The 24,403-nt window shown below is 61.2% G+C and carries 23 protein-coding genes; 9 read left to right on the top strand and 14 right to left on the bottom strand.

All coding sequences use genetic code 11. The annotated features are described in order from the left end of the window. Positions 1 to 425: 425 nt before the first annotated feature. Positions 426 to 1,205, bottom strand: coding sequence for a ferredoxin-NADP reductase (gene fpr, locus DNK06_RS21850; protein WP_070883857.1), 780 nt, complete (start codon positions 1,203 to 1,205; stop codon positions 426 to 428). Positions 1,206 to 1,325: 120 nt separating this feature from the next. On the opposite strand from fpr, the gene DNK06_RS21845 reads away from it, so the two are divergent. Continuing rightward, the gene (locus DNK06_RS21845) at positions 1,326 to 2,252 is read left to right on the top strand and encodes a LysR family transcriptional regulator (RefSeq protein ID WP_131182102.1); all 927 of its coding nucleotides are present in this window, start codon (positions 1,326 to 1,328) and stop codon (positions 2,250 to 2,252) included. A 262-nt stretch (positions 2,253 to 2,514) separates the two neighbouring features. On the opposite strand, the gene DNK06_RS21840 is transcribed toward DNK06_RS21845, so the two are convergent. Together DNK06_RS21840 and erdR are read right to left on the bottom strand one after the other, a co-directional pair. Next, positions 2,515 to 2,880, bottom strand: a complete 366-nt coding sequence (locus tag DNK06_RS21840) for a diacylglycerol kinase (protein WP_131182101.1) — start codon at positions 2,878 to 2,880, stop codon at positions 2,515 to 2,517. An 87-nt stretch (positions 2,881 to 2,967) separates the two neighbouring features. Next, the gene (erdR, locus tag DNK06_RS21835) at positions 2,968 to 3,618 is read right to left on the bottom strand and encodes a response regulator transcription factor ErdR (RefSeq protein ID WP_131182100.1); all 651 of its coding nucleotides are present in this window, start codon (positions 3,616 to 3,618) and stop codon (positions 2,968 to 2,970) included. Positions 3,619 to 3,763: 145 nt separating this feature from the next. On the opposite strand from erdR, the gene DNK06_RS21830 reads away from it, so the two are divergent. Further along, positions 3,764 to 4,660, top strand: a complete 897-nt coding sequence (locus DNK06_RS21830) for a DMT family transporter (RefSeq protein ID WP_131182099.1) — start codon at positions 3,764 to 3,766, stop codon at positions 4,658 to 4,660. Here DNK06_RS21830 and DNK06_RS21825 read toward each other — a convergent pair. Continuing rightward, positions 4,644 to 5,354 (bottom strand): tRNA-uridine aminocarboxypropyltransferase, encoded by a 711-nt coding sequence (locus DNK06_RS21825; protein WP_131182098.1) that lies wholly within the window; start codon positions 5,352 to 5,354, stop codon positions 4,644 to 4,646. The genes DNK06_RS21830 and DNK06_RS21825 overlap by 17 nt on opposite strands. Before the next feature lie 261 nt (positions 5,355 to 5,615). On the opposite strand from DNK06_RS21825, the gene DNK06_RS21820 reads away from it, so the two are divergent. Both DNK06_RS21820 and DNK06_RS21815 read left to right on the top strand, forming a co-directional pair. After that, positions 5,616 to 6,017: a quorum-sensing-regulated virulence factor family protein gene (locus tag DNK06_RS21820; RefSeq protein ID WP_131182097.1), complete on the top strand. Its 402-nt coding sequence runs from the start codon at positions 5,616 to 5,618 to the stop codon at positions 6,015 to 6,017. Positions 6,018 to 6,094: 77 nt separating this feature from the next. Continuing rightward, entirely contained in the window at positions 6,095 to 7,168 is a 1,074-nt protein-coding gene (locus DNK06_RS21815; RefSeq protein WP_131182096.1) for an LOG family protein, read from the top strand. An 80-nt stretch (positions 7,169 to 7,248) separates the two neighbouring features. On the opposite strand, the gene recX is transcribed toward DNK06_RS21815, so the two are convergent. From recX to DNK06_RS21795, 4 genes are all read right to left on the bottom strand, one after another. Beyond that, the gene (recX, locus tag DNK06_RS21810; protein WP_131182095.1) at positions 7,249 to 7,716 is read right to left on the bottom strand and encodes a recombination regulator RecX; all 468 of its coding nucleotides are present in this window, start codon (positions 7,714 to 7,716) and stop codon (positions 7,249 to 7,251) included. 9 nt (positions 7,717 to 7,725) lie between these two features. After that, positions 7,726 to 8,769, bottom strand: a complete 1,044-nt coding sequence (gene recA / locus DNK06_RS21805) for a recombinase RecA (protein WP_131182094.1) — start codon at positions 8,767 to 8,769, stop codon at positions 7,726 to 7,728. A gap of 83 nt (positions 8,770 to 8,852) precedes the next feature. Next, positions 8,853 to 9,365: a CinA family protein gene (locus DNK06_RS21800; protein WP_131182093.1), complete on the bottom strand. Its 513-nt coding sequence runs from the start codon at positions 9,363 to 9,365 to the stop codon at positions 8,853 to 8,855. 284 nt (positions 9,366 to 9,649) lie between these two features. Further along, positions 9,650 to 9,844 carry a YqaE/Pmp3 family membrane protein gene (locus DNK06_RS21795; RefSeq protein ID WP_131182092.1) on the bottom strand — a complete coding sequence of 65 codons (195 nt, stop codon included), beginning with the start codon at positions 9,842 to 9,844 and terminating at the stop codon, positions 9,650 to 9,652. 280 nt (positions 9,845 to 10,124) lie between these two features. Here DNK06_RS21795 and mutS point away from each other — a divergent pair, with 280 nt between their 5' ends. Together mutS and fdxA are read left to right on the top strand one after the other, a co-directional pair. Next, positions 10,125 to 12,698: a DNA mismatch repair protein MutS gene (gene mutS, locus DNK06_RS21790; protein WP_131182091.1), complete on the top strand. Its 2,574-nt coding sequence runs from the start codon at positions 10,125 to 10,127 to the stop codon at positions 12,696 to 12,698. A gap of 142 nt (positions 12,699 to 12,840) precedes the next feature. Beyond that, the gene (fdxA, locus tag DNK06_RS21785; RefSeq protein WP_131182090.1) at positions 12,841 to 13,164 is read left to right on the top strand and encodes a ferredoxin FdxA; all 324 of its coding nucleotides are present in this window, start codon (positions 12,841 to 12,843) and stop codon (positions 13,162 to 13,164) included. Between the two features lie 601 nt (positions 13,165 to 13,765). Here fdxA and DNK06_RS21775 read toward each other — a convergent pair. The 3 genes from DNK06_RS21775 to DNK06_RS21765 form a co-directional block, all read right to left on the bottom strand. Next, positions 13,766 to 14,122, bottom strand: coding sequence for a PilZ domain-containing protein (locus tag DNK06_RS21775; protein WP_131182088.1), 357 nt, complete (start codon positions 14,120 to 14,122; stop codon positions 13,766 to 13,768). Positions 14,123 to 14,183: 61 nt separating this feature from the next. Beyond that, positions 14,184 to 14,606, bottom strand: coding sequence for a DUF4124 domain-containing protein (locus DNK06_RS21770; protein ID WP_131182087.1), 423 nt, complete (start codon positions 14,604 to 14,606; stop codon positions 14,184 to 14,186). 33 nt (positions 14,607 to 14,639) lie between these two features. Then, entirely contained in the window at positions 14,640 to 15,017 is a 378-nt protein-coding gene (locus DNK06_RS21765; protein ID WP_131182086.1) for a tetratricopeptide repeat protein, read from the bottom strand. Positions 15,018 to 15,207: 190 nt separating this feature from the next. Here DNK06_RS21765 and DNK06_RS21760 point away from each other — a divergent pair, with 190 nt between their 5' ends. After that, on the top strand, positions 15,208 to 16,116 hold the full coding sequence (locus tag DNK06_RS21760; RefSeq protein WP_131182085.1) for a universal stress protein: 909 nt from the start codon (positions 15,208 to 15,210) through the stop codon (positions 16,114 to 16,116). Positions 16,117 to 16,187: 71 nt separating this feature from the next. Continuing rightward, a complete protein-coding gene (pyk, locus tag DNK06_RS21755) occupies positions 16,188 to 17,639 on the top strand; it encodes a pyruvate kinase (RefSeq protein ID WP_131182084.1) in 1,452 nt (483 codons plus the stop codon). A gap of 106 nt (positions 17,640 to 17,745) precedes the next feature. On the opposite strand, the gene DNK06_RS21750 is transcribed toward pyk, so the two are convergent. Beyond that, positions 17,746 to 18,684, bottom strand: a complete 939-nt coding sequence (locus DNK06_RS21750; protein WP_131182083.1) for an iron-sulfur-binding ferredoxin reductase — start codon at positions 18,682 to 18,684, stop codon at positions 17,746 to 17,748. Beyond that, positions 18,677 to 19,804, bottom strand: a complete 1,128-nt coding sequence (locus tag DNK06_RS21745) for a GGDEF domain-containing protein (RefSeq protein ID WP_131182082.1) — start codon at positions 19,802 to 19,804, stop codon at positions 18,677 to 18,679. Before DNK06_RS21745 ends, DNK06_RS21750 begins: the two co-directional genes overlap by 8 nt. A 196-nt stretch (positions 19,805 to 20,000) precedes the next feature. Here DNK06_RS21745 and DNK06_RS21740 point away from each other — a divergent pair, with 196 nt between their 5' ends. Next, positions 20,001 to 21,524 (top strand): fumarate hydratase, encoded by a 1,524-nt coding sequence (locus DNK06_RS21740; protein ID WP_131182081.1) that lies wholly within the window; start codon positions 20,001 to 20,003, stop codon positions 21,522 to 21,524. Between the two features lie 417 nt (positions 21,525 to 21,941). Here DNK06_RS21740 and DNK06_RS21735 read toward each other — a convergent pair whose 3' ends face one another. After that, on the bottom strand, positions 21,942 to 24,281 hold the full coding sequence (locus tag DNK06_RS21735) for a TonB-dependent siderophore receptor (protein WP_242674756.1): 2,340 nt from the start codon (positions 24,279 to 24,281) through the stop codon (positions 21,942 to 21,944). Between the last annotated feature and the right edge of the window lie 122 nt (positions 24,282 to 24,403).

Genomic DNA, 24,403 nt, shown 5'->3' with positions numbered 1-24,403 from the left:
GGAAACAGGCTGCTTTGCTCGCGACCTTCGCCCTGGATATAGCCCATAAACGACAATGCCCCTATCAACCGATAGAGGCATTGTCTTCAACTCGCCTTCAGACTGCTAGGTTTTCACACAGTCTGCAAGGCTCCCGTTTTTTGTGCTCAAATTAAATATTAGAGGCATAAAAAATCCGGAACGCCTTTAGGCGCTCCAGATTTTTGGACACTGAATCGAGGAGCTTGCGAGCTAGAGCCATGCAAGGGCTAGGCGCCCCCACAAAAGCAAACGAAAAAGCGGCCGGGGTCGCGGGCGACTGTACTTTTGTACATGAGCATTACTCGCTTCACTCGCCCTACGGGCCGCGCTGAAGCGCGTTAGCCGCAAGCGGCTTGTTGAGTTTGCTTTCAACGCCGCAGGGCCGACGCGTAGCTGCTCCTAACTCACTTCTCGACGAAAGCGCGCTCGATCAGATAGTCACCCGGCTCACGCATACGGGCGGAGATTTTCAGGCCGAAGCTGTCGAGCACTTCGCTGGTTTCATCGAGCATGCTCGGGCTACCGCAGATCATCGCGCGGTCGTCCTGCGGGTTGATCGGTGGTAGGCCGATGTCCGCGAACAGCTTGCCGCTACGCATCAGGTCGGTCAGGCGGCCCTGATTCTCGAACGGTTCACGAGTCACGGTGGGGTAATAGATCAGCTTTTCCTTCAGCGCGTCGCCGAAGAATTCGTTCTGCGGCAGGTGCTCGGTGATGAACTCACGGTAAGCCACTTCGTTGACGTAGCGTACACCGTGAACCAGGATCACCTTCTCGAAACGCTCATAGGTTTCCGGATCCTGAATCACACTCATGAACGGCGCCAAGCCGGTACCGGTGCTGAGCAGGTACAGGTGCTTGCCTGGGTTCAGGTCATCCAGTACCAGCGTGCCGGTGGGCTTCTTGCTGATGATGACTTCGTCACCTTCCTTGAGGTGCTGCAATTGCGAGGTCAGTGGGCCGTCCGGTACCTTGATGCTGAAGAACTCCAGATGCTCTTCCCAGTTGGGGCTGGCAATGGAATAGGCGCGCATGAGCGGACGACCGCTTTCCTGCTGCAGGCCGATCATCACGAACTGGCCATTCTCGAAGCGCAGGCCCGGATCGCGGGTACACTTGAAGCTGAACAGCGTGTCATTCCAGTGGTGAACACTGAGAACGCGTTCGTGGTTCATGTTGCTCATGTACGGGCTCCTAAAAACTTCAGACGCGCTGATTCTTAAGCGCAATTGCGCGGCATTCTAATCGCGGCCACAATATCTGTTAAATGAATTATCAAGATATAGGTTATCGGTTATATAGATATGCGATTTACTCTCCGTCAGCTCCAAGTATTCGTCGCCGTCGCCCAGCAGGAGAGCGTATCCAGAGCCGCTACCCTCCTCGCCCTGTCTCAATCGGCAGCCAGCACCTCGATTACCGAGCTGGAACGGCAATCGAGCTGCCAGTTGTTCGACCGTGCCGGCAAGCGCCTGAGCCTCAACGCCCTGGGTCGCCAGCTGCTGCCCCAGGCGGTCGCGCTGCTGGATCAAGCTAAGGAAATCGAAGACCTGCTCAACGGCAAATCAGGTTTCGGCTCGCTGGCAGTGGGCGCGACCCTGACCATCGGCAATTACCTGGCGACCCTGCTGATCGGCGGTTTCATGAAGGTGCACCCCGAAAGCCAGGTAAAACTGCACGTGCAGAACACCGCGCATATCGTGCAGCAGGTCGCGCATTACGAAATTGACCTGGGTCTAATCGAAGGCGACTGCAATCACCCGGATATCGAGGTGCAGAGCTGGGTGGAAGACGAGCTGGTGGTCTTCTGCGCCCCCCAGCACCCCCTTGCCCAGCGAGGCCACGCCGGCATCAGGGAGCTCAGCGGCGAGGCCTGGATTCTTCGCGAACAGGGTTCCGGCACTCGCCTGACATTCGATCAGGCCATGCGTCACCACTCAGACGCCTTGAACATTCGCCTGGAGCTTGAGCATACCGAGGCGATCAAGCGCGCCGTGGAGTCCGGCCTGGGCATCAGCTGCATCTCGCGCCTGGCACTGCGCGACGCCTTCCGTCGCGGCAGCCTGGTGCCAGTGGAAACTCCGGATCTCGATCTGCGCCGACAATTCTATTTCATCTGGCATCGGCAGAAGTACCAAACCGCTGCCATGCGCGAGTTCCTCGACATGTGCCGCGCGCTGACGGCAGGTATCCACCGTAGCGACGAGATCGTACTACCAGAAGTACGCTAGGGTCTGTTGCCGTTTCAACGCGAGCCGCGTTGCCGCGAGAAATCTCGCCAGGCTAGGCGGAGGACGCAGGGAATGGCATTCCCTTTTCAAGTCCTCCAACGACGCATGGCGAGATTTCCCGCGCAACCCGCAGGGCCGGGCCCGTTTTGCCGCGATGCTGCGTTTCTCGCCGGCTCATTTAGCCCACTAAACTTCGCGGCTCGTGCCTTGCCTCGCGGCAAAACGGGCTCCGGCGCGGCCGTGCGTGAAACGGCAACAGACCCTAGCCCAACAGAACAAGGCCCCAAACGCTGGCGATCAGCGTCAACGATACCAGCTGGGCAGCGCTGCCCATGTCCTTGGCGCTCTTGGACAATGGGTGCAGGTCGAGGGAGATGCGGTCGATGGCTGCCTCGACGGCTGAGTTGAGCAACTCGACGATCAGCGCCAGCAGGCAAACGGCAACCATCACGGCACGCTCGCCCCGGCTGACGTCGAGCAGCAGCGCCAGGGGGATCAGCACAACGTTGAGCAACACCAACTGGCGGAACGCCGCTTCGCCAACGAAGGCGGCACGCAGACCATCCAGCGAATAGCCGGCGGCGTTGAGAATGCGCTTGAACCCGGTTTGTCCTTTGAATGGCGACATAGACAGCGAACCGCGAGACGGAAAAGGCCGGCAGGGTACGCCAGAGGCCGAAAAAAATCCCGCACAATCGGTTGCCAAAGACCACCATCAGGCGGCCGGCACGGACTCCAACTGCTGCAGCAGCAACGCCGCCTGGGTACGAGTGCGCACGCCAAGCTTGCGGAAGATCGCCGTTACATGGGCTTTTACCGTGGCCTCGGAAACGCTCAGTTCGTATGCGATCTGCTTGTTCAGCAACCCTTCACAGACCATGGTCAGTACACGGAACTGCTGCGGCGTCAGGCTGGCCAGGCCGGCACTGGCGGCCTTCGCCTCGGCAGACAGGCTGATGGCTTCCTCGCTCTGCGGCGGCCACCAGACCTCGCCGTCGAGCACCTGGCGCACGGCCTGCTGGATCACTTCCAGCGAGCTGGACTTGGGAATGAAACCACTGGCACCGAACTCACGGGAGCGCACCACGACGGCGGCCTCTTCCTGGGCAGAGATCATCATCACGGGAATCTGCGGGTATTGCCCACGCAGCAGCACCAGCCCGGAAAATCCATAGGCTCCGGGCATATTGAGGTCGAGCAGCACCAGATCCCAATCGGTCTTTTCGGCCAGCCGGGCTTCAAGTTCGGCGATGCTGGCCACTTCGACCAGTCGCACGCCAGCCCCGAGGCCCATTGTCAGGGCCTGTTGCAGCGCGCTGCGAAACAGGGGGTGATCATCAGCTATCAGGATTTCGTAAGCGACCATGGCAGATCCTGTTCTTTTTATAGGCAGGCCGTATCGCAGATTACAGCGTGGCGTACGGCACCCACCAGAATGCCCAGCGCGGGCGGGGTGGTCAAGCACGAAGCTTTGCGGCAAAGTCTGCGCCCTTCTCGCCAGGAGCCCGATGATGCCCAACCAAGCGCTGCGCGCCGATCTGCTGATGTTGCTGACCGCCATGATCTGGGGGTCTTCGTTCGTCGCCCAGCGCCTGGGGATGGATGCCATCGGCCCGTTTCTCTACAGCGGCCTGCGCTTCGCTCTGGCCATCATCGTGCTGTTACCGCTGCTGATGCTGCTACGCCGACGCAGCACGCACCCTGCCTCGCCTTTGAGCCGCCCATTGCTGCTCGGCGGTTGCCTGATGGGCGCGGTTCTGGCGCTGGGCATCAATCTGCAGCAGGTCGGCCTGCTGTTCACCAGTGTCACCAACTCGGGCTTCATCACTGGCCTGTACGTGATCGTGGTGCCACTGCTCGGGCTGCTACTGGGCCACAATACCGGAATGGGCATCTGGCTGGGGGCCTCGCTGGCCGTGGTCGGCATGTTCCTGCTGAGCGTCGGTGAGGGCTTTCAGGTCGCCTCCGGTGACTGGCTACAACTGGCCGGCGCGTTCGTCTGGGGCGTGCATGTACTGCTGGTGGGTGTCTTCGCCGCACGTCACGATGCGCTACTGCTGGCGCTGGTGCAATTCGTCACCTGCGCACTCATCAGCCTGGCGCTGGCCCTGGTCTTCGAAGACCTGCCGGATGCCGACATCATCCAGGCCCTGCCAGCGATTCTCTATGGCGGCATATTTGGCGTCGCGGTGGGCTTCACCTTGCAGGTGGTGGCGCAGAAACACGCCATCGCCTCCCACGCCGCGATCATCCTCTCCCTGGAGGCGGTGTTCGCCGCCATCGCCGGTGCCCTGCTGCTGGGCGAATCCCTGTCAGCGCGGGGCTATTTCGGTTGTGCACTGATGTTCGGCGGTATGCTGCTGGCCCAGCTCTGGCCAAAACCGCCATTAATTACAGAAAGGCCTTGAGACGCTGGTGCAGCTCATTTTCCAGGTTCACGGCGCGCGGCGCCTTGGAAGCCAGGTAATGCTCACTGAATACATCGAGATAGGCATTCAACGCATCGGCGGCGCGCTCATCACCAGCCAGTTCCAGACATAGCGCCGCGACTTCGGCAGTGCACAGGTGATCATCGCGCTTGGAGCGTCGCAATCGGTAGCGTGACAGCGCCTCCGGCTGCAGGCTGAGCACCGGTAACTGATCCAGGTACGGGCTCTTGCGAAACATCTTGCGTGCCTGTGTCCAGGTCGCATCGAGCATCACGAACAGCGGCCGCTTGCCCGCGCCTACCTCCACGGAAGTCACCACGCGCTGCGCCTCGGCGTATTCGCCGGGAAATACCAGGTACGGTTGCCACTGGGGCTCGCCCAGCAACGCGGGCAGTAACGGATCGACCTCGGTACGCGACCAGCCGAAGGCCGAGGTATCCTCCACCACATCGGCAATCAGCCAGCCGGTGTTGCTTGGCTTCAACGCCTCGACGTCGTGCATCAGCAGGCACACCCCAGCGTTCGCCGACACCAGTGGGCGCCAGGCGCATAGGCAATGACTGCGGGCCAGGCGACAAGCCGGGCAGCGCTCGGCCCGCGAACCTCTAGCCAGGAATGGCTTGACGCTGCGGGCCAGGCGCGCGGCGCGCAGTGCGGCAACGGCGTGGCTCATGAACGTGCGCCTTGCCAGGCCGGAGACGTTAGACAGACGAAAGAAAAGGACATAGCCGCCAGGGGGTCGTGCAACGAAGGGCGCGTAGTCTATCAATTGCGCTAGCTGCATCTCGAACTAAAAGAGCGGTTTGCCGCTGGTAATCTCCATGCAACGCCCGGGGTTGGTAACATCCCCACTGCCCGTCGATGCCTTTCGCCAAAACGAACATAAAGAGACGAACCGGGTCTATAACCGCTCACCGTCTTCAGGAGTCAGCCCATGCAGCGTTTCGCCCTTTCCGTCCTCCTCATCAGCCTGTTTTTGCCGACGGCGCACGCTGCCTCGCTAAAAGGCCATGAGCTGACGCAAACGCTGGAAAAAGTAGCGCGCGAAAGCAGTGTCGGCACACCACGCGCCATCAACGAAGATATCCTTGATCAGGGCTACACCGTCGAAGGCAACGAGTTGATCAATCACCTGAGCGTCCGCCCAGGGCACGCCTCGCAGATGCGTGGCAACCCGGACACCGTGCGCGCGCAGTTGACCAATAGCGTGTGCAGCAACCCGGGGTTTCGAAAGCTGCTGGTCAGTGGCGCGGTACTTCGCTATGAATTCAGTGAGATCCAGAGCAATCGTCCAGTCACCACTGAACGGTTCGGCAAGGCTGATTGCCGGCTGTAAGCCAAGCACACAGCGAGACGGTTTGAAGCCCCCGGCACAGGTAACCAAGGGCGCGTTGACGCAAAAGGAGAAGCGCAATGGATGATCATGCGAACGCCCACCGTCCCCGTCATCTGCAAACCACCGGCACGGAACTGGCGGACAGCCTCGATGAGCTGGCCGCCCAGATAACGCCAGCGAACAGCCCCAACCTCGCGCTTTACCGGGAAATGCTCGCGACCGTGGCGCGCATGGCCCAGGCCGATCGCAATCGCTGGGACGCCAAGATCATGTTGCAGACTCTGCGCGAGCTGGAGCGTGCCTTCAGTGTGCTGGAACGCTTCAGGCACCGCCGCAAGGTCACCGTGTTCGGCTCGGCCCGTACGCAACCCGGTCACCCGGTTTACGCGTTGGCACGCGATCTGGGCGCCACGCTGGCGCGCCATGATCTGATGGTGATCACGGGGGCTGGTGGCGGCATCATGGCGGCGGCTCATGAGGGAGCGGGCCATGACAATAGCCTGGGCTTCAACATCACCCTGCCCTTCGAGCAATCGGCCAACGCGACCATGAAGGGTAGCGACAACCTGCTGTCGTTCCACTTCTTCTTTCTGCGCAAGCTGTTCTTCGTCAAGGAAGCCGACGCCCTGGTGCTCTGCCCCGGTGGCTTCGGTACCCTGGACGAAGCCCTGGAAGTCATCACGCTGATCCAGACCGGCAAGAGCCCGCTGGTACCGGTGATTCTGCTCGACGAGCCCGGCGGCACGTTCTGGCAGGGACTGCTCGACTACATCCAGCAGAACCTCGACAGCAATGGCTACATCCTCGCCAGTGACATGAATCTGATGCGCCTGGTTTATGACGTCGAGGAGGCAGCCGAGGAAATCGCCCGTTTCTACGCCAACTTCCACTCCAGCCGCTGGCTGAAGGATCAGTTCGTGATTCGTATGCAGCATGCCCTGACGGCCGAAGCGCTCGAGTACCTGAATCTGCACTTCAGTGATCTGTGCAAAAGCGGCGACATCCAGCAGCAACCTAGCGGCAGTATGGAAACGGATGGGCCGAAATTGCGCGACCTGCCAAGGCTAGTCTTCGCGTTCAGCGGACGTAGTGCCGGGCGTTTGCGTGAATTGCTCGACGTGATCAATCAGCCACGGTACTGGCGAGCTTGAGTGCGAAACGGTGGTTGTAGCGCGCCCCGAATCATTCGCTGCGCGAGCGTGACTTCGAAGAAGGGTGCAGAAGGGGCTGGTCAGTCGTCCGCCAGGGCGCCGCGCATCAACTGCCCGACCAGATCCATTGGGTATCCGCGATAAACCAGAAAACGCATCTGCCTGGCCCGCTCACGAGCATCCGACGGTAGCTGCCCGGCAAACTTGCGTTGCCAGGTTTCCTGCAGGCCTTCGCGCCAATCGATGCCGCTGTCGCGCAGCGCCTGTTCGATATCGGCACGGGCCAGGCCACGCTGGGACAGATCGTCACGGATACGCTGCGGGCCGAAACCCGAGCGCGCCCGATAACTGATGAAGCTTTCCAGATAACGTGCTTCGGACAGCAGCCCTTCTTCGCTCAAGCGATCGAGGGCGGCCTCGATGTGCTCATCACTGGCCCCGCGCTGACGCAGCTTGCGCGACAGCTCGACACGGCCATGCTCGCGGCGCGCCAACAAATCCATGGCGGTATGGCGCACCGCTTGCTGGTTATCCAGTATCACGGCCACTAACTGGAATCAGAGGTCGACTTCAGCGTCGACCTCAGCACCCGAATTGGCTTTGACCGTAGGGCTGACGACGAGCAACTTCTCGCGGATCAGACCTTCGATGGCACGCCCCACTTCCGGGTTGTCTTCCAGGTACTTGGCCGCGTTGGCCTTGCCCTGACCGATCTTGTTGCCCTGATAGCTGTACCAGGCACCCGACTTCTCGACCAAGCCCTGCTGTACGCCCAGATCGATGATCTCGCCGTTACGGTAGATGCCCTTGCCGTAGAGAATCTGGAACTCGGCCTGACGGAAAGGCGGTGCCACCTTGTTCTTCACTACTTTGACGCGGGTTTCGCTGCCGACTACCTCATCGCCTTCCTTCACAGCGCCGGTACGACGGATGTCGAGACGAACCGAAGCGTAGAACTTCAGGGCGTTACCGCCGGTAGTGGTTTCCGGGCTGCCGAACATCACGCCGATCTTCATACGGATCTGGTTGATGAAGATCACCAGGCAGTTGGCGTTCTTGATGTTGCCGGTGATCTTGCGCAGCGCCTGGGACATCAGACGAGCCTGCAGGCCGACGTGCATGTCGCCCATTTCACCTTCGATTTCCGCTTTGGGCACCAGAGCTGCCACGGAGTCGACGATGATCACGTCGATGGCGTTGGAGCGCACCAGCATGTCGGTGATTTCCAGAGCCTGCTCACCGGTATCAGGCTGCGAAACCAGCAGGTCGTCGACGTTGACGCCCAGCTTGCCAGCGTAATCCGGATCCAGCGCGTGCTCGGCATCGACGAAGGCGCAGGTGGCGCCCATGCGCTGCGCTTCGGCGATCACCGAAAGGGTCAGCGTGGTCTTGCCCGAGGATTCCGGACCGTAGATTTCGACGATCCGACCTTTCGGCAGGCCACCAATGCCCAGCGCGATATCCAGGCCCAGAGAGCCGGTGGAAATAGCGGGAATCGCCTGACGATCATGATCGCCCATGCGCATGACCGCGCCCTTGCCGAACTGTTTCTCGATCTGGCCCAGTGCAGCCGCCAACGCGCGCTTCTTATTCTCGTCCATTACATTCCTCACGTGATCAGAAGGGCCTGACGGCCAATAACTGTATAAGTAGACAGTATTATTCCACAGGGTTCGTCACTCGCCTACCCCGCCGATGGATTTTCTTGTGCCAGCAGTCGCAACAATCCATGCAGCGCCGCCTCCACGGTCTGCAGACGCACGGCGTCACGCGAGCCGGCAAACTGGAAACGCCTGCTGAACACGCGGTCACCATCCCCCCAGGCAATCCACACCGTACCGACCGGTTTTTCCGCGCTGCCGCCATCGGGGCCGGCCACACCGCTGACCGCCGTGGCATAGCGCGCACCACTCTGCATCTGGGCGCCACGCACCATGGCCTCGACCACCTCACGACTGACCGCGCCCACCGTGCTGAAAAGCGCCTCGGGCACGCCCAACTGGCGAGTTTTCTGGGCATTGGAGTAGGTAACGAAACCCGCTTCGAACCAGGCCGAGCTGCCGGGAATGCGGGTAATCGCTTCGGCAATCCCACCGCCCGTGCAGGACTCGGCAGTGGTTACCTGGGCACCTTGCGCCAGCAGCGTTTCACCAAGGCGGGCGGCCAAGCGAGTTGGGGATGAATCATCTGCGCTCACGAGTTTCTCCAAAATAAACCAGAGGGTTCACTACCCTACATCAGCACATCCACCACCACAGGCGCATCCTGATCATTTCGACAGACAACTACGTGTCCTGCCTGCGCCAACAAAAAATGGCCGGGAGCAATTTTTGACGTCGCTCCGCGACGGCCCGCAGGGTTGCTGCCAGGGATGGCAGGCAACAAAAAAGCCGCGAAACGTTCAGTTCCACGGCTTTGGCTACTCTATTTCCTGCTCGTGTAACAGCCTCTTCAATAGAGGCTGAGCACTCGCATCAGCGATCAATTTCTTTGGCCAAAGGCCTTTTCGATCTTCTTGTCAGTATTGTATTGGCTCAAGGCATACACCGCCCATATCGTCGCCGGTAGCCAGCCAATCAGCGTTATCTGAAGAATCAGGCAGATGATTCCTGCAATCGGTCGACCGATGGTGAAAAATGTCAGCCACGGCAGGATCAGGGCAATCAGCAAGCGCATGTCGAAGTTTCCTTTTATGAATCAGAGATGGTTCTCCTTGAGCGCAATAGTTTCGCCATGCTTGTCGTGTATTGCAAACGTCGCGAATGCCCTCGAAACCGCTCAATCCGAACACAGGCACCCTCAGAACGAGCGAGAATCCACGCCCTCACCCATGGCCTGCGCCAGGCGAGCCTGATCACGGGCTGATCATCGAGATTCATCTGCGCCCCGGGGTTAAAGATAATGGGGTCGATACCGTACACTAGACGTTTTGCTATTCAGCCGGACACTCGACACGATGAGCCAAAGCGACCTCAGTTCCCACACCCCCATGATGCAGCAATACTGGAGACTGAAGAACCAGCACCCCGATCAGCTGATGTTCTACCGCATGGGCGATTTCTACGAAATCTTCTACGAAGATGCGAAGAAAGCCGCCAAGCTTCTGGACATCACCCTGACCGCCCGCGGCCAATCCGCCGGCCAGGCGATTCCGATGTGCGGCATTCCTTACCACGCCGCCGAGGGCTATCTGGCCAAACTGGTCAAGCTCGGTGAGTCGGTGGTCATCTGCGAGCAGATCGGCGACCCGGCCACCAGCAAGGGCCCGGTGGAACGCCAGGTGGTGCGCATCATCACTCCAGGCACCGTCAGCGACGAGGCATTGCTCGACGAACACCGCGACAACCTGCTGGCTGCCGTGCTGGGGGACGAGCGCCTGTTCGGCCTGGCCGTGCTGGACATCACCAGCGGACGCTTCAGCGTGATGGAAATCCGCGGCTGGGAAAACCTGCTGGCCGAACTCGAGCGCCTCAACCCTGCCGAGCTGCTGATCCCCGATGACTGGCCCCAAGGCTTGCCTGCCGAAAAACGCCGCGGCTCGCGTCGCCGCGCGCCCTGGGATTTCGAGCGCGATACCGCCCAGAAGAGCCTTTGCCAGCAATTCGGTACCCAGGATCTCAAGGGATTCGGTTGCGAGACGTTGACCCTGGCCATTGGCGCTGCCGGTTGCCTGCTGGCTTACGCAAAGGAGACCCAGCGTACAGCCCTGCCGCACCTGCGCAGCCTGCGCCACGAGCGCATCGACGACACGGTGATCCTCGACGGTGCCAGCCGCCGCAATCTGGAACTGGATATCAACCTGGCCGGCGGCCGCGACAATACCCTGCAGTCCGTTGTGGATCGCAGCCAGACCGCCATGGGCAGCCGCCTGCTCGGCCGCTGGCTGAACCGCCCGCTGCGTGACCGCGCCGTGCTGGAAGCGCGCCAGGAGTCGATCGCCTGCCTGCTGGATCGCTACCGCTTCGAAAACCTGCAGCCACAGCTCAAGGAAATCGGCGACCTGGAGCGCATCCTCGCGCGGATCGGCCTGCGCAACGCGCGCCCACGGGATCTGGCCCGCCTGCGCGATGCCCTCGCCGCACTGCCGGAACTGCAACGTGCGATGGCCGAGCTGGAGTCGCCGCATCTGGGCACCCTGGCCACCACCGTCAGCACCTATCCGGAACTGGCCGAGCTGCTGGCCAAGGCCATCATCGACAATCCACCGGCGGTGATCCGCGATGGCGGCGTGCTCAAGACCGGTTATGACGCCGAGCTGGACGAACTGCAGTCGCTGAGCGAGAATGCCGGCCAGTACCTGATGGATCTGGAGACCCGGGAGAAAGCCCGCACCGGCCTGGCCAATCTCAAGGTTGGCTACAACCGCGTACACGGCTATTTCATCGAGCTGCCGAGCAAGCAGGCCGAATCGGCCCCTGCCGACTACATCCGCCGCCAGACGCTGAAAGGCGCCGAGCGCTTCATTACACCCGAGCTCAAAGCGTTCGAAGACAAGGCACTGTCGGCCAAGAGCCGCGCCCTCGCCCGCGAGAAACAACTGTACGACGAACTGCTGGAAAGGCTGATCGGCCACCTCGGCCCATTGCAGGACAGCGCCGCTGCGCTGGCCGAACTGGATGTGCTGAGCAACCTGGCCGAACGCGCGCTGAACCTGGATTTCAACCGTCCGCGCTTCGTCGACGAGCCATGCATGTTGATCGAGCAAGGCCGCCATCCGGTGGTGGAGCAGGTGTTGACCACGCCGTTCGTCGCCAACGATCTGAAGCTCGATGACGCCACGCGCATGCTGATCATCACCGGCCCGAACATGGGCGGTAAGTCGACGTATATGCGCCAGACCGCGCTGATCGTGTTGCTCGCCCATATCGGCAGCTTCGTGCCTGCAGCGCGCTGTGAGCTGTCGATGGTCGACCGCATTTTTACCCGGATCGGTTCCAGCGATGACCTGGCCGGCGGGCGCTCGACCTTCATGGTGGAAATGAGCGAAACCGCCAACATCCTGCACAACGCCAGCGAACGCAGCCTGGTGCTGATGGATGAAGTGGGTCGCGGTACCAGCACCTTCGATGGCCTGTCGCTGGCCTGGGCGGCTGCCGAGCAGTTGGCCAACCTGCGTGCCTATACGCTGTTCGCCACCCACTACTTCGAGCTGACCGTATTGCCGGAAAGCCAGCCCGTGGTCGCCAACGTGCACCTCAATGCCACCGAACACAACGAGCGCATCGTCTTCCTGCACCACGTGCTGCCCGGTCCGGCCAGCCAGAGTTATGGCCTTGCTGTAGCGCAACTGGCGGGTGTCCCGGATACGGTAATACTGCGCGCCCGCGAACACCTCGCGCGCCTGGAAACCACCAGCCTGCCCCACAACCTGCCGACAGAAGGCCTGGGACAACCGGCCGCGCCCCTGCAGAGCGATCTGTTCGCCAGCCTGCCGCACCCCGTGCTGGAAGAGCTGCAAAAGGTCGATCCGGACGATCTCAGCCCGCGCAAGGCGCTCGAACTGTTATATGCATGGAAAGCGCGAGTCTAACGCCAAAGCCAACAAGCTGTTAGAATCCCGCGCGCTCCGGAAGCGCTGCAGCCTTTAGCCTGGCCTGACAGCCCTATTCCGAGCCTGAGAGCTGCTGAATCAAGGAGCGGCTCGCTGCCGTAGCCCGAGGAGAAAACTAGAAATGACCTTCGTCGTCACCGACAACTGCATCAAGTGCAAGTACACCGACTGCGTGGAAGTCTGTCCGGTGGACTGCTTCTACGAAGGCCCGAACTTCCTGGTGATCCACCCGGATGAATGCATCGACTGCGCGCTCTGCGAGCCAGAGTGCCCGGCGCAGGCCATTTTCTCCGAAGACGAGATACCGGATGGCATGCAGGAATATATCGAGCTGAACGCCGAACTGGCGGAAGTCTGGCCGAACATCACCGAGCGCAAAGACGCACTGGCCGATGCCGAAGAGTGGGATGGCGTAAAAGACAAGCTGCAGCACCTGGAGCGCTAAGCTTAGGGCTCGACGGCGTAGACCGTCGCTAAGGATGCCGCTATCTGAAAGGGTCGCGGCATTTTTTATGGCCTGCCATCCCTGGCGGCCCCCTTCGGGCCGTCGCAAGCGACGTTAAAAATGGCTCCCGACCATTTTTTATGGGCGCTACCTGGGCGCCAGCAGCCAGGCACTTTTCTGCAGACGAAAAAAGGGGCGGTTTTACCCGCCCACTCTTTTGTCCCTATTCCCTGATATTCCCAGCTCATCATCCTGATGAATCGCATCCCGCGATGTCCTGGTCGTTTTCCTTAACAACCTGCGCTTGTCCCTAAGCACGGTTCAGATATTAGCGACCCTGGGATTAATCACAACGGCACGAATATTCCGTCAGGCCTAAAATTTGCGCCGGCTAAAAATATAAAATCCTTTAATATCAGCAACTTGAAAAAATACGAAGAAAACCCGTCAGCTTCCCAGCGACAAACTGCCACTAATGCTTACAGCACATGTAAGCAAATGCTGACACGCGAATGGAGAAAAGCCGAGATTGGGGGCTCAGAGCAGACTAGGGCCGCGTGTATAAACAGACACAGGATTGCAGCGAACGTTCAGCCGATGATCAGACCGAGGCGGCGAGCGGATGGAAGCTGAAGTAGTAGCGCAAGGCCTCGACCATCTCGACGTATTCGGTCGGCGGTGCAGTCAGGGCGAAACCGGAGTCGAAGCTGCCTGGCGTGACATCTTCTCGGCACCAGAGGCAGGTGGCACTGAAGTCGATATGCCGAACGGCATTCTGTCCAGGAATCTTCAGGCGCATGTCGAAACAGCCGCCTACCAGCACCGGCAACTGGCTGATCAACATCAACCCATCCAACGAGACATTGCCCAAGTGGCCGATTGGTTTATCGGTAAAGGCGTTGAAAACGTTGAGGTAGTACGGCAACTGGTGCCGTTCTATATGGCGATTGGCATTCATAATGGCGAAGCGCTATGAGTGTCGGATAAGTATGGCGGCAGTGCATCGAGCTGACCAGCCCTCAATTACACCGCTCGGATAACTGGCTACGCAGGTAATCACGCCCCGCATCCAGCTCCTGGTCGCTGTAATAGCGGCGCTCGCCATTGTCGCCAGGCTGATAGTAGCGTCGCCCCTCGGGCATGGAGGCCAGACGATTACGCAGTGTCGTGCACTCCTTCGCTCTATCAGCTTGCTGCTGTCTTCGTACCTGAGCGGCCTGGGCCTGCTCCTCACGACGGGCCTGAAAGAAGCGCTCGCTGCGCTGCTCTCGCTCCCGGGTGGCGGCATCGCGCTCCATCACCTGCGGGCGGATGTCCACGACCTTGGCATCAGTCGCTTGCGGCCGTTGGCCGTAATGCACCTGGCCCTGCTCATCCACCCAGCGATAAACCTGCCCGAAGGCCAGCGTAGGCAGTAAAAGAAGACCAATCCAGACGCGCATCGCGGCAATCCCCGCTCGATCGTGTGTAGGCCGTCAAAGCGCTCCAGCAGGCGATACCTTGGCGGGCTCCGGCAGACCATGATGACCGAGCTGACGCAGGGTTTCCAGCCGCGCCCGAGCACGGAACGCGTACTCACTGGTGGGGTAGCGGCCGATGATGAACTGATAGGTCTGCGCCGCGTCGACGTACAGATTCTGCCGTTCCAGGCAATGGCCACGCAGCAGGGAAATTTCCGGCTGGATGTAACTGCGCGAACGACTCGCACGCTCGGCCTGGGACAACTCGCGTATCGCATCGTCGCACTCGCCCAGTTCGTAGGCGCGATAGGCCTTGTTCAGATGATGATCGAGCGACATGCGGGTACATCCGCAGATGACCAGCACACAGCTCAGCAGCAACAGAATACGCATGAGTTTCTCCTCCAATGAGCAACGTATCGGCGAAGCCCGGAAAAACTGAACAGTGGCAACATGCTGCATCGCGTTACATGACGACTGGGCCGGAACGAGCGGGCTCGATCTTCTACGCTGACACAGGTCAACGCATGTCATCGAACGATGGGATGCAATGCGGCTTAACTTACCCAGCGAGGTCGACCCCATGAAACTCGAGAAGCTACTGGTCGTGATCGACGCCAACCAACCTAGCCATCCTGCCCTGGAGCGCGCCACCTGGCTGGCACGCGGAACTCAGGCCCGGTTGCACATTCTGGTGGTGGAGTATAGCGCCGCGCTGGATGGCAGCCTGCTCGAAAACAGCCTGCAGAACAAAGCTCGCGAGGCGTTGCTGGAGCAGCGCGGCAAATGGCTGGAAGAGCTGCTGGCCCCGCTGTGCGATGAAGGCCTGCCACTACAACAGGAAGTACGCTGGGGCAAGCGCCTGCACGAAACGGTGCTCGAAGTGGCTGCCGAGTTGCAACCGGATCTGGTACTGAAATCCGCCGCCCACAACAACCTGCTGCGCCGTCTGTTGCTCACTGATAGCTGCTGGCAGTTGATGCGCCATTCTCCGTTCCCTCTGTGGCTGGTGCATCACGCCGAATGGCGCGGACGCAATCTGTGTACGGCAGTCGATCCCCTGCACAAGGACGACAAACCCGCGACCTTGGATCACTACTTGATCAACATCAGCCAGGCGCTCTCCTCCGCCCTCGGCCTGCGTGCCAACTTCGTGCATTGCCACGCACCTCTGCCACGGACGCTGCTCAACAACGCCGAGCTGCTGGCCTCCTACCAGCAGTTCGTTGCCGACGAAGCGCAACAGCATCACAAGGCCTTCGATGAGTTGATCCGCCAGCACAACATCGAGCCCGACTCGGCCCACCTGCTCGAAGGTGCACCGGAAAACATGCTGCCGCGATTCGTACACAAGCACGAAATCGACCTGCTGGTGATGGGTGCCATCGCCCGCGGTCGTCTGGACACCATTCTCATCGGCCACACCGCTGAGCGACTGCTCGAATCGGTGGACTGCGACCTGCTGGTGATCAAGCTGCCTGCCGAAAAGTAGTGCAGAGGAACAATGACTACAGCGTTGCGGCGTAGTAGCCTCGCGGTCTGCTTCAACTCAGGAGTCCGCGCATGACCGCTCGCCGCACCAAAATCGTTGCCACCCTCGGCCCAGCCAGCAACTCACCGGAAGTACTCGAACAACTGATTCTCGCTGGGCTGGATGTTGCCCGCCTGAACTTTTCCCACGGTTCGCCGGAAGATCACAAGGCGCGGGCCAAGCTGGTACGTGACATCGCAGCCAAGCACGGTCGCCATGTTGCCCTGCTGGGCGACCTGCAAGGTCCGAAGATCCGGATCGCCAAGTTCGCCAACAAGCGCATCGAGCTGAAGGTCGGTGATCGCTTCACCTTCTCCACCAGCCATCCGCTGACTGACGGCAACCAGGAAGTCGTGGGTATCGACTACCCGGATCTGGTCAAGGATTGCGGCGTCGGTGACGAACTGCTGCTCGACGATGGCCGGGTGGTCATGCGTGTCGAAACCACCACCGCGGACACCCTCAACTGCGTGGTGCTGATCGGCGGCCCGCTGTCCGATCATAAAGGCATCAACCGCCGTGGCGGTGGCCTGACCGCGCCAGCCCTGACTGAAAAAGACAAGGCTGACATCAAACTCGCCGCAGAAATGGATCTGGACTACCTGGCCGTATCCTTCCCACGCGACGCTGCGGACATGGAATACGCTCGCCAGCTGCGTGACGAATCCGGCGGCAAGGCGTGGCTGGTCGCCAAGATCGAACGCGCCGAAGCGGTCGCGAATGACGAAACCCTGGACGGCCTGATCAAGGCCAGCGATGTGGTGATGGTTGCCCGTGGCGACCTGGGTGTGGAAATCGGCGACGCCGAGCTGGTAGGTATTCAGAAGAAGATCATTCTGCACGCACGCCGCCACAACAAGGCAGTGATCGTTGCGACCCAGATGATGGAGTCGATGATCCAGAACCCGATGCCGACCCGTGCCGAAGTGTCCGACGTGGCCAACGCCGTACTCGACTACACCGACGCGGTCATGCTTTCGGCAGAAAGCGCCGCTGGCGCCTATCCGCTGGAAGCCGTGCAGGCCATGGCGCGCATCTGCCTCGGCGCAGAGCGTCACCCTACCGGCAAGAGCTCCAGCCACCGTATCGGCAAGACCTTCGAGCGTTGCGACGAGAGCATCGCCCTGGCTGCCATGTACACGGCCAACCACTTCCCGGGCGTGAAGGCCATCATCGCCCTCACCGAAAGTGGTTACACACCGCTGATCATGTCGCGTATCCGCTCCTCGGTACCGATCTACTCGTTCTCCCCGCACCGTGACACCCAGGCGCGCTCCGCGATGTTCCGCGGCGTGTACACTATCCCCTTCGATCCGGCAGCACTGCCACCAGGCGAAGTCAGCCAGGCAGCGGTGGACGAGCTGCTCAAGCGTGGCCTGGTCGAAAAAGGTGACTGGGTCATTCTGACCAAGGGCGACAGCTACCACACCATCGGTGGCACCAACGGCATGAAGATCCTGCATGTCGGTGACGCACTGGTCTGACGATCATCAGCACCAGCAGAAAGGCCCGCACTCAATGCGGGCCTTTTCGTTTGCGCAAGAGTCTATTGGCGTATCGGCGCGGTCGCGCTGAAACGGGAGCAGCCTCCTATGCGTGAGGCAGAAACAGGTCGGTAAATAACTGGCTGCGCGGCAGGCCGGCGAGATAGAGGCGTCTAGCGATGGCGTCCACTGTGTCGGGCCCGCCGCAGGCCAGAGCGATGGTCTGCCGTGAGCCAGGACGTAGCGCCGCCAGGGCACTGGGCAACGCTGCCGCCTCGATCAGGTCGAGCTGTATGTGTGGATGAAGCTCGGCCAGTTCGAGCAACGAGCCGGCCAGGTAGTGTTCAGTAGTCGACCGCGCCACATGCATGACCCGGATCGGCCCCTGATGCGATTGGCGCAATGCCTCGCGCAGGATGGCGTATAGCGGCGCGAGGCCGGTTCCGGCACCCAGCAACCAGAGCGGCCGGGTCTGCCAGTCCGGATCGTAGTGCAGTGCACCGCCACTCAACGCGCCGAGGCGCAAAAGCTCTCCCGCCTTGAACTGCCGAGCCGCATCACTGAACGCGCCAGGCTGGCGGCATTCCACGTGAAACTCAAGAAAGGTGTCTTCCTGCGGCAGGCTGGCCAGCGAGTACGGCCGGGCGATTCCGTCAGCCGTCCACAGCAGCAGATGCTGCCCTGCGCGGTAGCGCACGGTCTGTTGCGGTAGCAGGCGCAAGCGCAATACATGATCGCTCAACCAGTCGCACGCCTGGATCTGCGCAGGGATCCCATCGCTTCTGGGGTCGAATACCTGAATCTGCAGATCATCGACCACGCTGCACTGGCACGCCAGGCGCCAACCCTGATCCCGACGCGCCTGATCGAGGGCCTCGGGCTTCACATCCAGCGGTTCGCCCGCCAGGCAACGCACCATGCAGGCCTGGCAACTACCAGCGCGACAGCTGTAAGGCACGGCGATGCCGGCGCCCAACAGCGAGTCGAGCAGGTTACTTCCGGTATCGACGGTCACATGTCGGTCACCGACCAGCAGATCAGGCATCCGCCTGTTCCCAGGTCGAGGCACAGCGATTGCGCCCGGTGCGCTTGGCCTGGTACAGCGCCTGGTCGGCGCGATGAAGGGCTTCGTCGAGGTTATCGTGCATGGACACCAGGGTCATTCCCACGGACAAGCTGAGATTCTGAACCTTAACACCGATCGGCTCGGCCTCGCTGAACGCCACCCGCAAACGCTCGCAGCAGGACAGGAAAGCATCGGTGTCGGTATTGGGCACCAGCAGCACGAACTCCTCTCCACCGTAACGGGCGATGATGTCGCCCTCACGCAGGCAGGCCGTGGCCACGCCTGCAAAAGCCTGCAGCACACGATCGCCCGCGGCATGGCCATGCCGATCATTGATGCCCTTGAAGTGATCGAGATCGATCAGCGCCAGGCCGTGCCGCCGCTTGGGTGCCAGCCCTTCGAGCTCGCGAGCCGCCATGCGCAGGAAATGCCGGCGGTTGCACAGCCCGGTGAGCTCATCGGTAGCCACCAGGTCTTCCAGCTGGCGCATCATGCCGCGCAGGGTTTCCTGGTGCGCCTGCAGCGCGAAACGACGCTGCCGCATACGCTGGCGCATGCTCTGCATATAGGAGGCGAACAGACTCAGCCAGAACAGCACCAACCCCAGCGCACAGACCTGCAGCGTGGCCAGGCCGGGATCGCGCATGCGCATCTGGTAGGCCTCGTACAGATTGATGACGACGAAACCGAAGAACGCCAGGCCGGCGCAGCGAAAGAATACCCGCGGCGGCAGCTGGAACAGACCGAAAAGCAGCGCCATGGGATAGATAAGCAGCAGACTGCCGCGCCCTTCGTCGAGCATCGCGACCATCGCCGTGATCAACCCCAGGGCGACGAGCACCTGCGCCTCGGTCAGGCTGGGGTCGCGAAAGGTCAAGTTGCGGCCGGACAGGAACAGGGCCAGAAACAGCAACTGACTGGCGGCCGCGATGCCCAGCAAGCCCGCAACCGTGCTGCCACGGACGCCGAAAAGGTCGTGGTAACAGGCGATCCCCGCCAGCGCAGCGATCATCAGATAAGTAGCCACAGCCATGCCGAAACGCTTTATCAGCAGATTCTGTAACGTACGTTGAGTCAATCGGCGGTTGCTTGGGATCATGGGCTCCATCCCATAGTGGCAACTAGCCGCCACTCTACTCGCGCGCCGTGAAAAAGCCTAGCAACGCTTCGCGTTATCACCGCCGGGCCCTGACGGGTGTCCCAGGCGTCGACCCCGCGGTATACTGCCGCGCCTTTTAGAACGCGCCGGCCATGTTCCGGCGCTCAAGTTCCTGCCCTATAAGGGAGCGCCCCGCATGACCGTGATCAAGCAAGACGATCTGATCCAGAGCGTCGCCGACGCCCTGCAATTCATTTCCTATTACCATCCCGTCGACTTCATTCAGGCCATGCACGAGGCCTACCTGAAGGAAGAGTCGCCTGCCGCCCGCGACTCCATGGCGCAAATCCTGATCAACTCGCGCATGTGTGCCACCGGCCACCGCCCGATCTGCCAGGACACCGGCATCGTCACCGTGTTCATCCGCGTGGGCATGGACGTGCGCTGGGACGGCGCCACCATGGGCGTCGACGACATGATCAACGAAGGCGTACGCCGCGCCTACAACCTGCCGGAGAACGTCCTGCGCGCCTCGATCCTCGCCGATCCGGCCGGCGCCCGTAAGAACACCAAGGACAACACCCCGGCAGTGATCCACTACTCCATCGTCCCGGGTAACACCGTGGAAGTGGACGTGGCCGCCAAGGGTGGCGGCTCCGAGAACAAGTCGAAGATGGCCATGCTCAACCCGTCCGACTCGATCGTCGACTGGGTACTGAAGACCGTACCGACCATGGGCGCTGGCTGGTGCCCGCCGGGCATGCTTGGCATCGGTATCGGCGGTACTGCCGAGAAGGCCGCGGTAATGGCCAAGGAAGTGCTGATGGAGTCCATCGACATCCATGAGCTGAAAGCCCGCGGTCCGCAGAACAAGATCGAAGAAATGCGTCTGGAGCTGTTCGAGAAGGTCAACCAGTTGGGCATCGGCGCCCAGGGTCTGGGCGGCCTGACCACCGTGCTCGACGTCAAGATCATGGATTACCCGACCCACGCCGCCTCGCTGCCGGTGTGCATGATCCCCAACTGCGCCGCCACCCGCCACGCCCACTTCGTGCTCGATGGCAGCGGCCCGGCCGAGCTGGAAGCGCCGTCCTTGGACGCCTACCCGGAAATCGTCTGGGAAGCCGGCCCTTCGGCCCGCCGCGTCGACCTCGACACCCTGACCCCGGAAGACGTGCAGAGCTGGAAGCCGGGCGAAACCATCCTGCTCAACGGCAAGATGCTCACCGGTCGCGACGCCGCGCACAAGCGCATGGTCGAGATGCTCAACAAGGGCGAAGAACTGCCGGTCGACCTGAAAGGCCGCTTCATCTATTACGTCGGCCCGGTCGACCCGATCGGCGACGAAGTGGTTGGCCCTGCCGGCCCGACCACTGCCACACGGATGGACAAGTTCACCCGTCAGATCCTCGAACAGACTGGCTTGCTGGGCATGATCGGCAAGTCCGAGCGCGGCCCGACCGCCATCGAAGCGATCAAGGACAACAAGGCCGTGTACCTGATGGCCGTTGGCGGCGCCGCCTACCTGGTGGCTCAGGCGATCAAGAAGTCCAGGGTGCTGGCCTTCGCCGAACTGGGCATGGAAGCGATCTACGAGTTCGACGTGAAAGACATGCCGGTGACCGTCGCGGTCGACAGCCAGGGCGAGTCGGTACACATCACAGGTCCTGCGATCTGGAGCAAGAAGATCGCCGAAAGCCTGGCGGTGGAAGTGCAATAAAGCAGCCGCAAGCTGCAAGCCTCAAGCGGCAAGTAAGAGCAGTTCACTGCTCTCCCTTGCAACTTGTGGCTTCCCTAGACCGTAGGGTGGACGACGCTTGCCTACGCGGCCCGATCCGTCCACCACTACGCGATCGCAATGGTGGATGAAAAGAGCGTCAGCTACGCGCCCCGATCCACCCTACGCCCTGCGTTTCTAGGGTGCGTGCTCAAGCAATCGCCGGCAAGCCGGCTCCTACACGATCGAGTGATTATCAGAAACCGTGTAGGAGCCCGCTTGCGGGCGATGCGATGGCGGCCATATCGCAATAACGCGTCATGGCTACCATTCGCCGCGGGGTCGCGGCTCCTACACGGTCGCGTAAGCCATCAACTCTGCCGGAGCCACTCCCCCGGAGCGAAGCGATTGTGGACGCGTTCAGAACTCCAGGGTGCTGGACACCTGCACCTGACGCGGGTCGCCAACCGAGACGTTGAGGGTGTTCACTGAAGAGCTGTAGTAGGTCTTGTCGAACAGGTTCTTGACGTTGAGCTGCAGCTTGAGCTTGTTGTCGCCCAGGCGAGTATCGTAGCTGGCGAAGGCATCGGCCACCGTGTAGGACGGCAGCGTGAAGGTATTGCCCGCATCCCCCTCCCGCTCTCCGACGTAGCGAGCACCGGCGCCAGCCCGCAGACGATCACCACCGAACAGCGCACCGAAATCGTAGACAGCGGAAAGCGAGCCGGTCTGCCGGGCGACGTTCTGCAAGCCGTTTCCCTTGAGATCCGGATCCTTGGTCACCTCGGCATCGGTCAGCGCAAAGGTACCGATCAGGCTGAGGCTGTCGGTCACCTGCCCGGTAACGTCCAGCTCCACGCCGCGGGAACGCACCTCACCGGCACCGGTCGCGAAGGTTTCAGCGCCAATGGTCTGGGTAACCAGTACGTTTTCCTTGACGATATCGAACAGCGCCAGGGTACCGGTGATGCGCCCCGGCATATCCAGCTTGGCGCCGATTTCCCAGGATTTGCCTTCCTCCGGCTGCACGCCATTGATCGTCGCACCGTTGCTCAGCGGTGCAATGGTCGAGTTGGGTTTGAACGACTCGGTGTAACCGCCGTACAGCGATAGTTCGTCGTTGAGCTTGTACACCAGCCCGACGCGCGGCACCCAGACCTGGCCGTCGATATCGGTGTTCTTGGTGAACGGACGGCCACGCCCGGCGAGCTGGTCGTAGAGCTGGTAGCGGGCGCCAGCGACGAAGATCCATTGTTCGTTGAGGTGAATCGAATCCTGGATAAAGGCTGATTGGGTGACCACACGATCGGTCTGGTCGCTGTCGTTGGCAACCACGGTGGTAGGAACCGGGTCGAGTCCATAAACCGGCTCGTTGTAATCGAGTCGGCGCGTGGTGTTCTGGCGGATCAGATCTTCGCGATAGAACTTGCGGTACTCGTGATCCACGCCCATCAGCAGATCGTGCTGCATGCCGCCCAGCAGCATCTTGCCATCCAGGTCGAAGGTGGCGAAGTGCGAGGTGCTGACCGCGCCGCGCGTACCGTCCAGGCGGCGTCCAACGGTGCCAGTGGTGGTATCCACACTGGTGACTCGCGCCTGATAGTCGTCATAGGTATCGCGGTTGTAGCTGTAGGCGAAATGGGCCTTCCAGTCATCACTGAGCTGATGGGACAGGTCGAAGATGCTCAGGTTGGATCGGCCTTCGGTCACGTTGTAAGGCTCGTCCAGACGGCGTTCGGCAGGAATGTTCAGCGGCTTGCCATTGACGAACAGCGTGCCGCGATCGAAGGGCACCGAATACTCACGGTATTCATGGCTGAGGGTGATGGTGGTGTCTTCGCCGTACCAGGCCAGGGACGGCGCGAAGGTCTTGTCGCGGTTATGGCCGAAGTCGCGCCAGTAGTCGGCATCGTCATAATCGGCGACCAGCCGGTAGGCCAGGCCGGATTCACCCAGCGGGCCAGTGAGATCCAGGGTGCCACCACTGCCGTTCTTGCCATGGCCGAAGGTCGAGGCACGGCCGGTGATGGCGCGGTAACTTTCGAGCTGCGGCTTCTTGCTGACCACGTTGATCACGCCACCCGGATCGAGAATGCCATAGAGCATCGACGACGGGCCCTTGAGGACTTCGACGCGCTCGGCGGTGGCGGTGAAGTTGCGACCCTGGATGGTGCGCATGCCGTCACGCAGGATGGAGCCGTCACGGTTGTCACCGAAGCCGCGCTTCATCACCGCATCCAACGTGCTGCCCAGGGTGTTGGACTGGGTGATGCCGCTGACATTGGCCAGGGCATCGTCGAGATTCTGCGGCTGCTGATCCTGCAGCGCCTGGGAAGTCACTACCGCGACCGCCTGAGGGATCTCCAGCAAGGGTGTGTCGCTACGCATCAAGCGGGTGGTCGCTGGCGGCTGGTAGCTCTGTGCAGCATTACGTTGCGACTGGATCTGCACGGCATCGAGGTTCAGCGCATTTGGCTCACTCACGGGCTGCAGCATGAGAGTCCCCACGCCGGCATGCCGATAGGTGAAACCGGAGCCGGCAAGCAACTGCACCAGCGCCTGATCTGCGCTCATGCGCCCTTGCACGGCGGGTGACTGAACGGCGTAGGGCGCTTCATCGGTGTAGACCAGGTTGAGGCCGGTGACCTTGCTGAAGGCATCCAGCGCACGTGGTAGTGGCTGGGAGGCAATGGCGAACTCATAGCGCTGCGCCTGCCCATCGACCTCCGCCGGGGTTTGCGCGAATGCCAGTTGCGGCATCGCAAAGGCGCCGCCGCCCAGTAGCAGAGCGGTCATGCCCAGGCGTTTCCAGGTAGCACCCTGCAGGCGCGTCATACGGTATTTCATCGGTTGGCTCACCCTTGCTGTATTGGCTTCTCGTC

The organism is Phytopseudomonas daroniae (genome assembly GCF_004327285.1).
GTDB lineage: Bacteria > Pseudomonadota > Gammaproteobacteria > Pseudomonadales > Pseudomonadaceae > Aquipseudomonas > Aquipseudomonas daroniae.
Note: the sequence above shows the minus strand (reverse complement) of the source record. Positions and strands in the feature narration are given on the sequence as shown.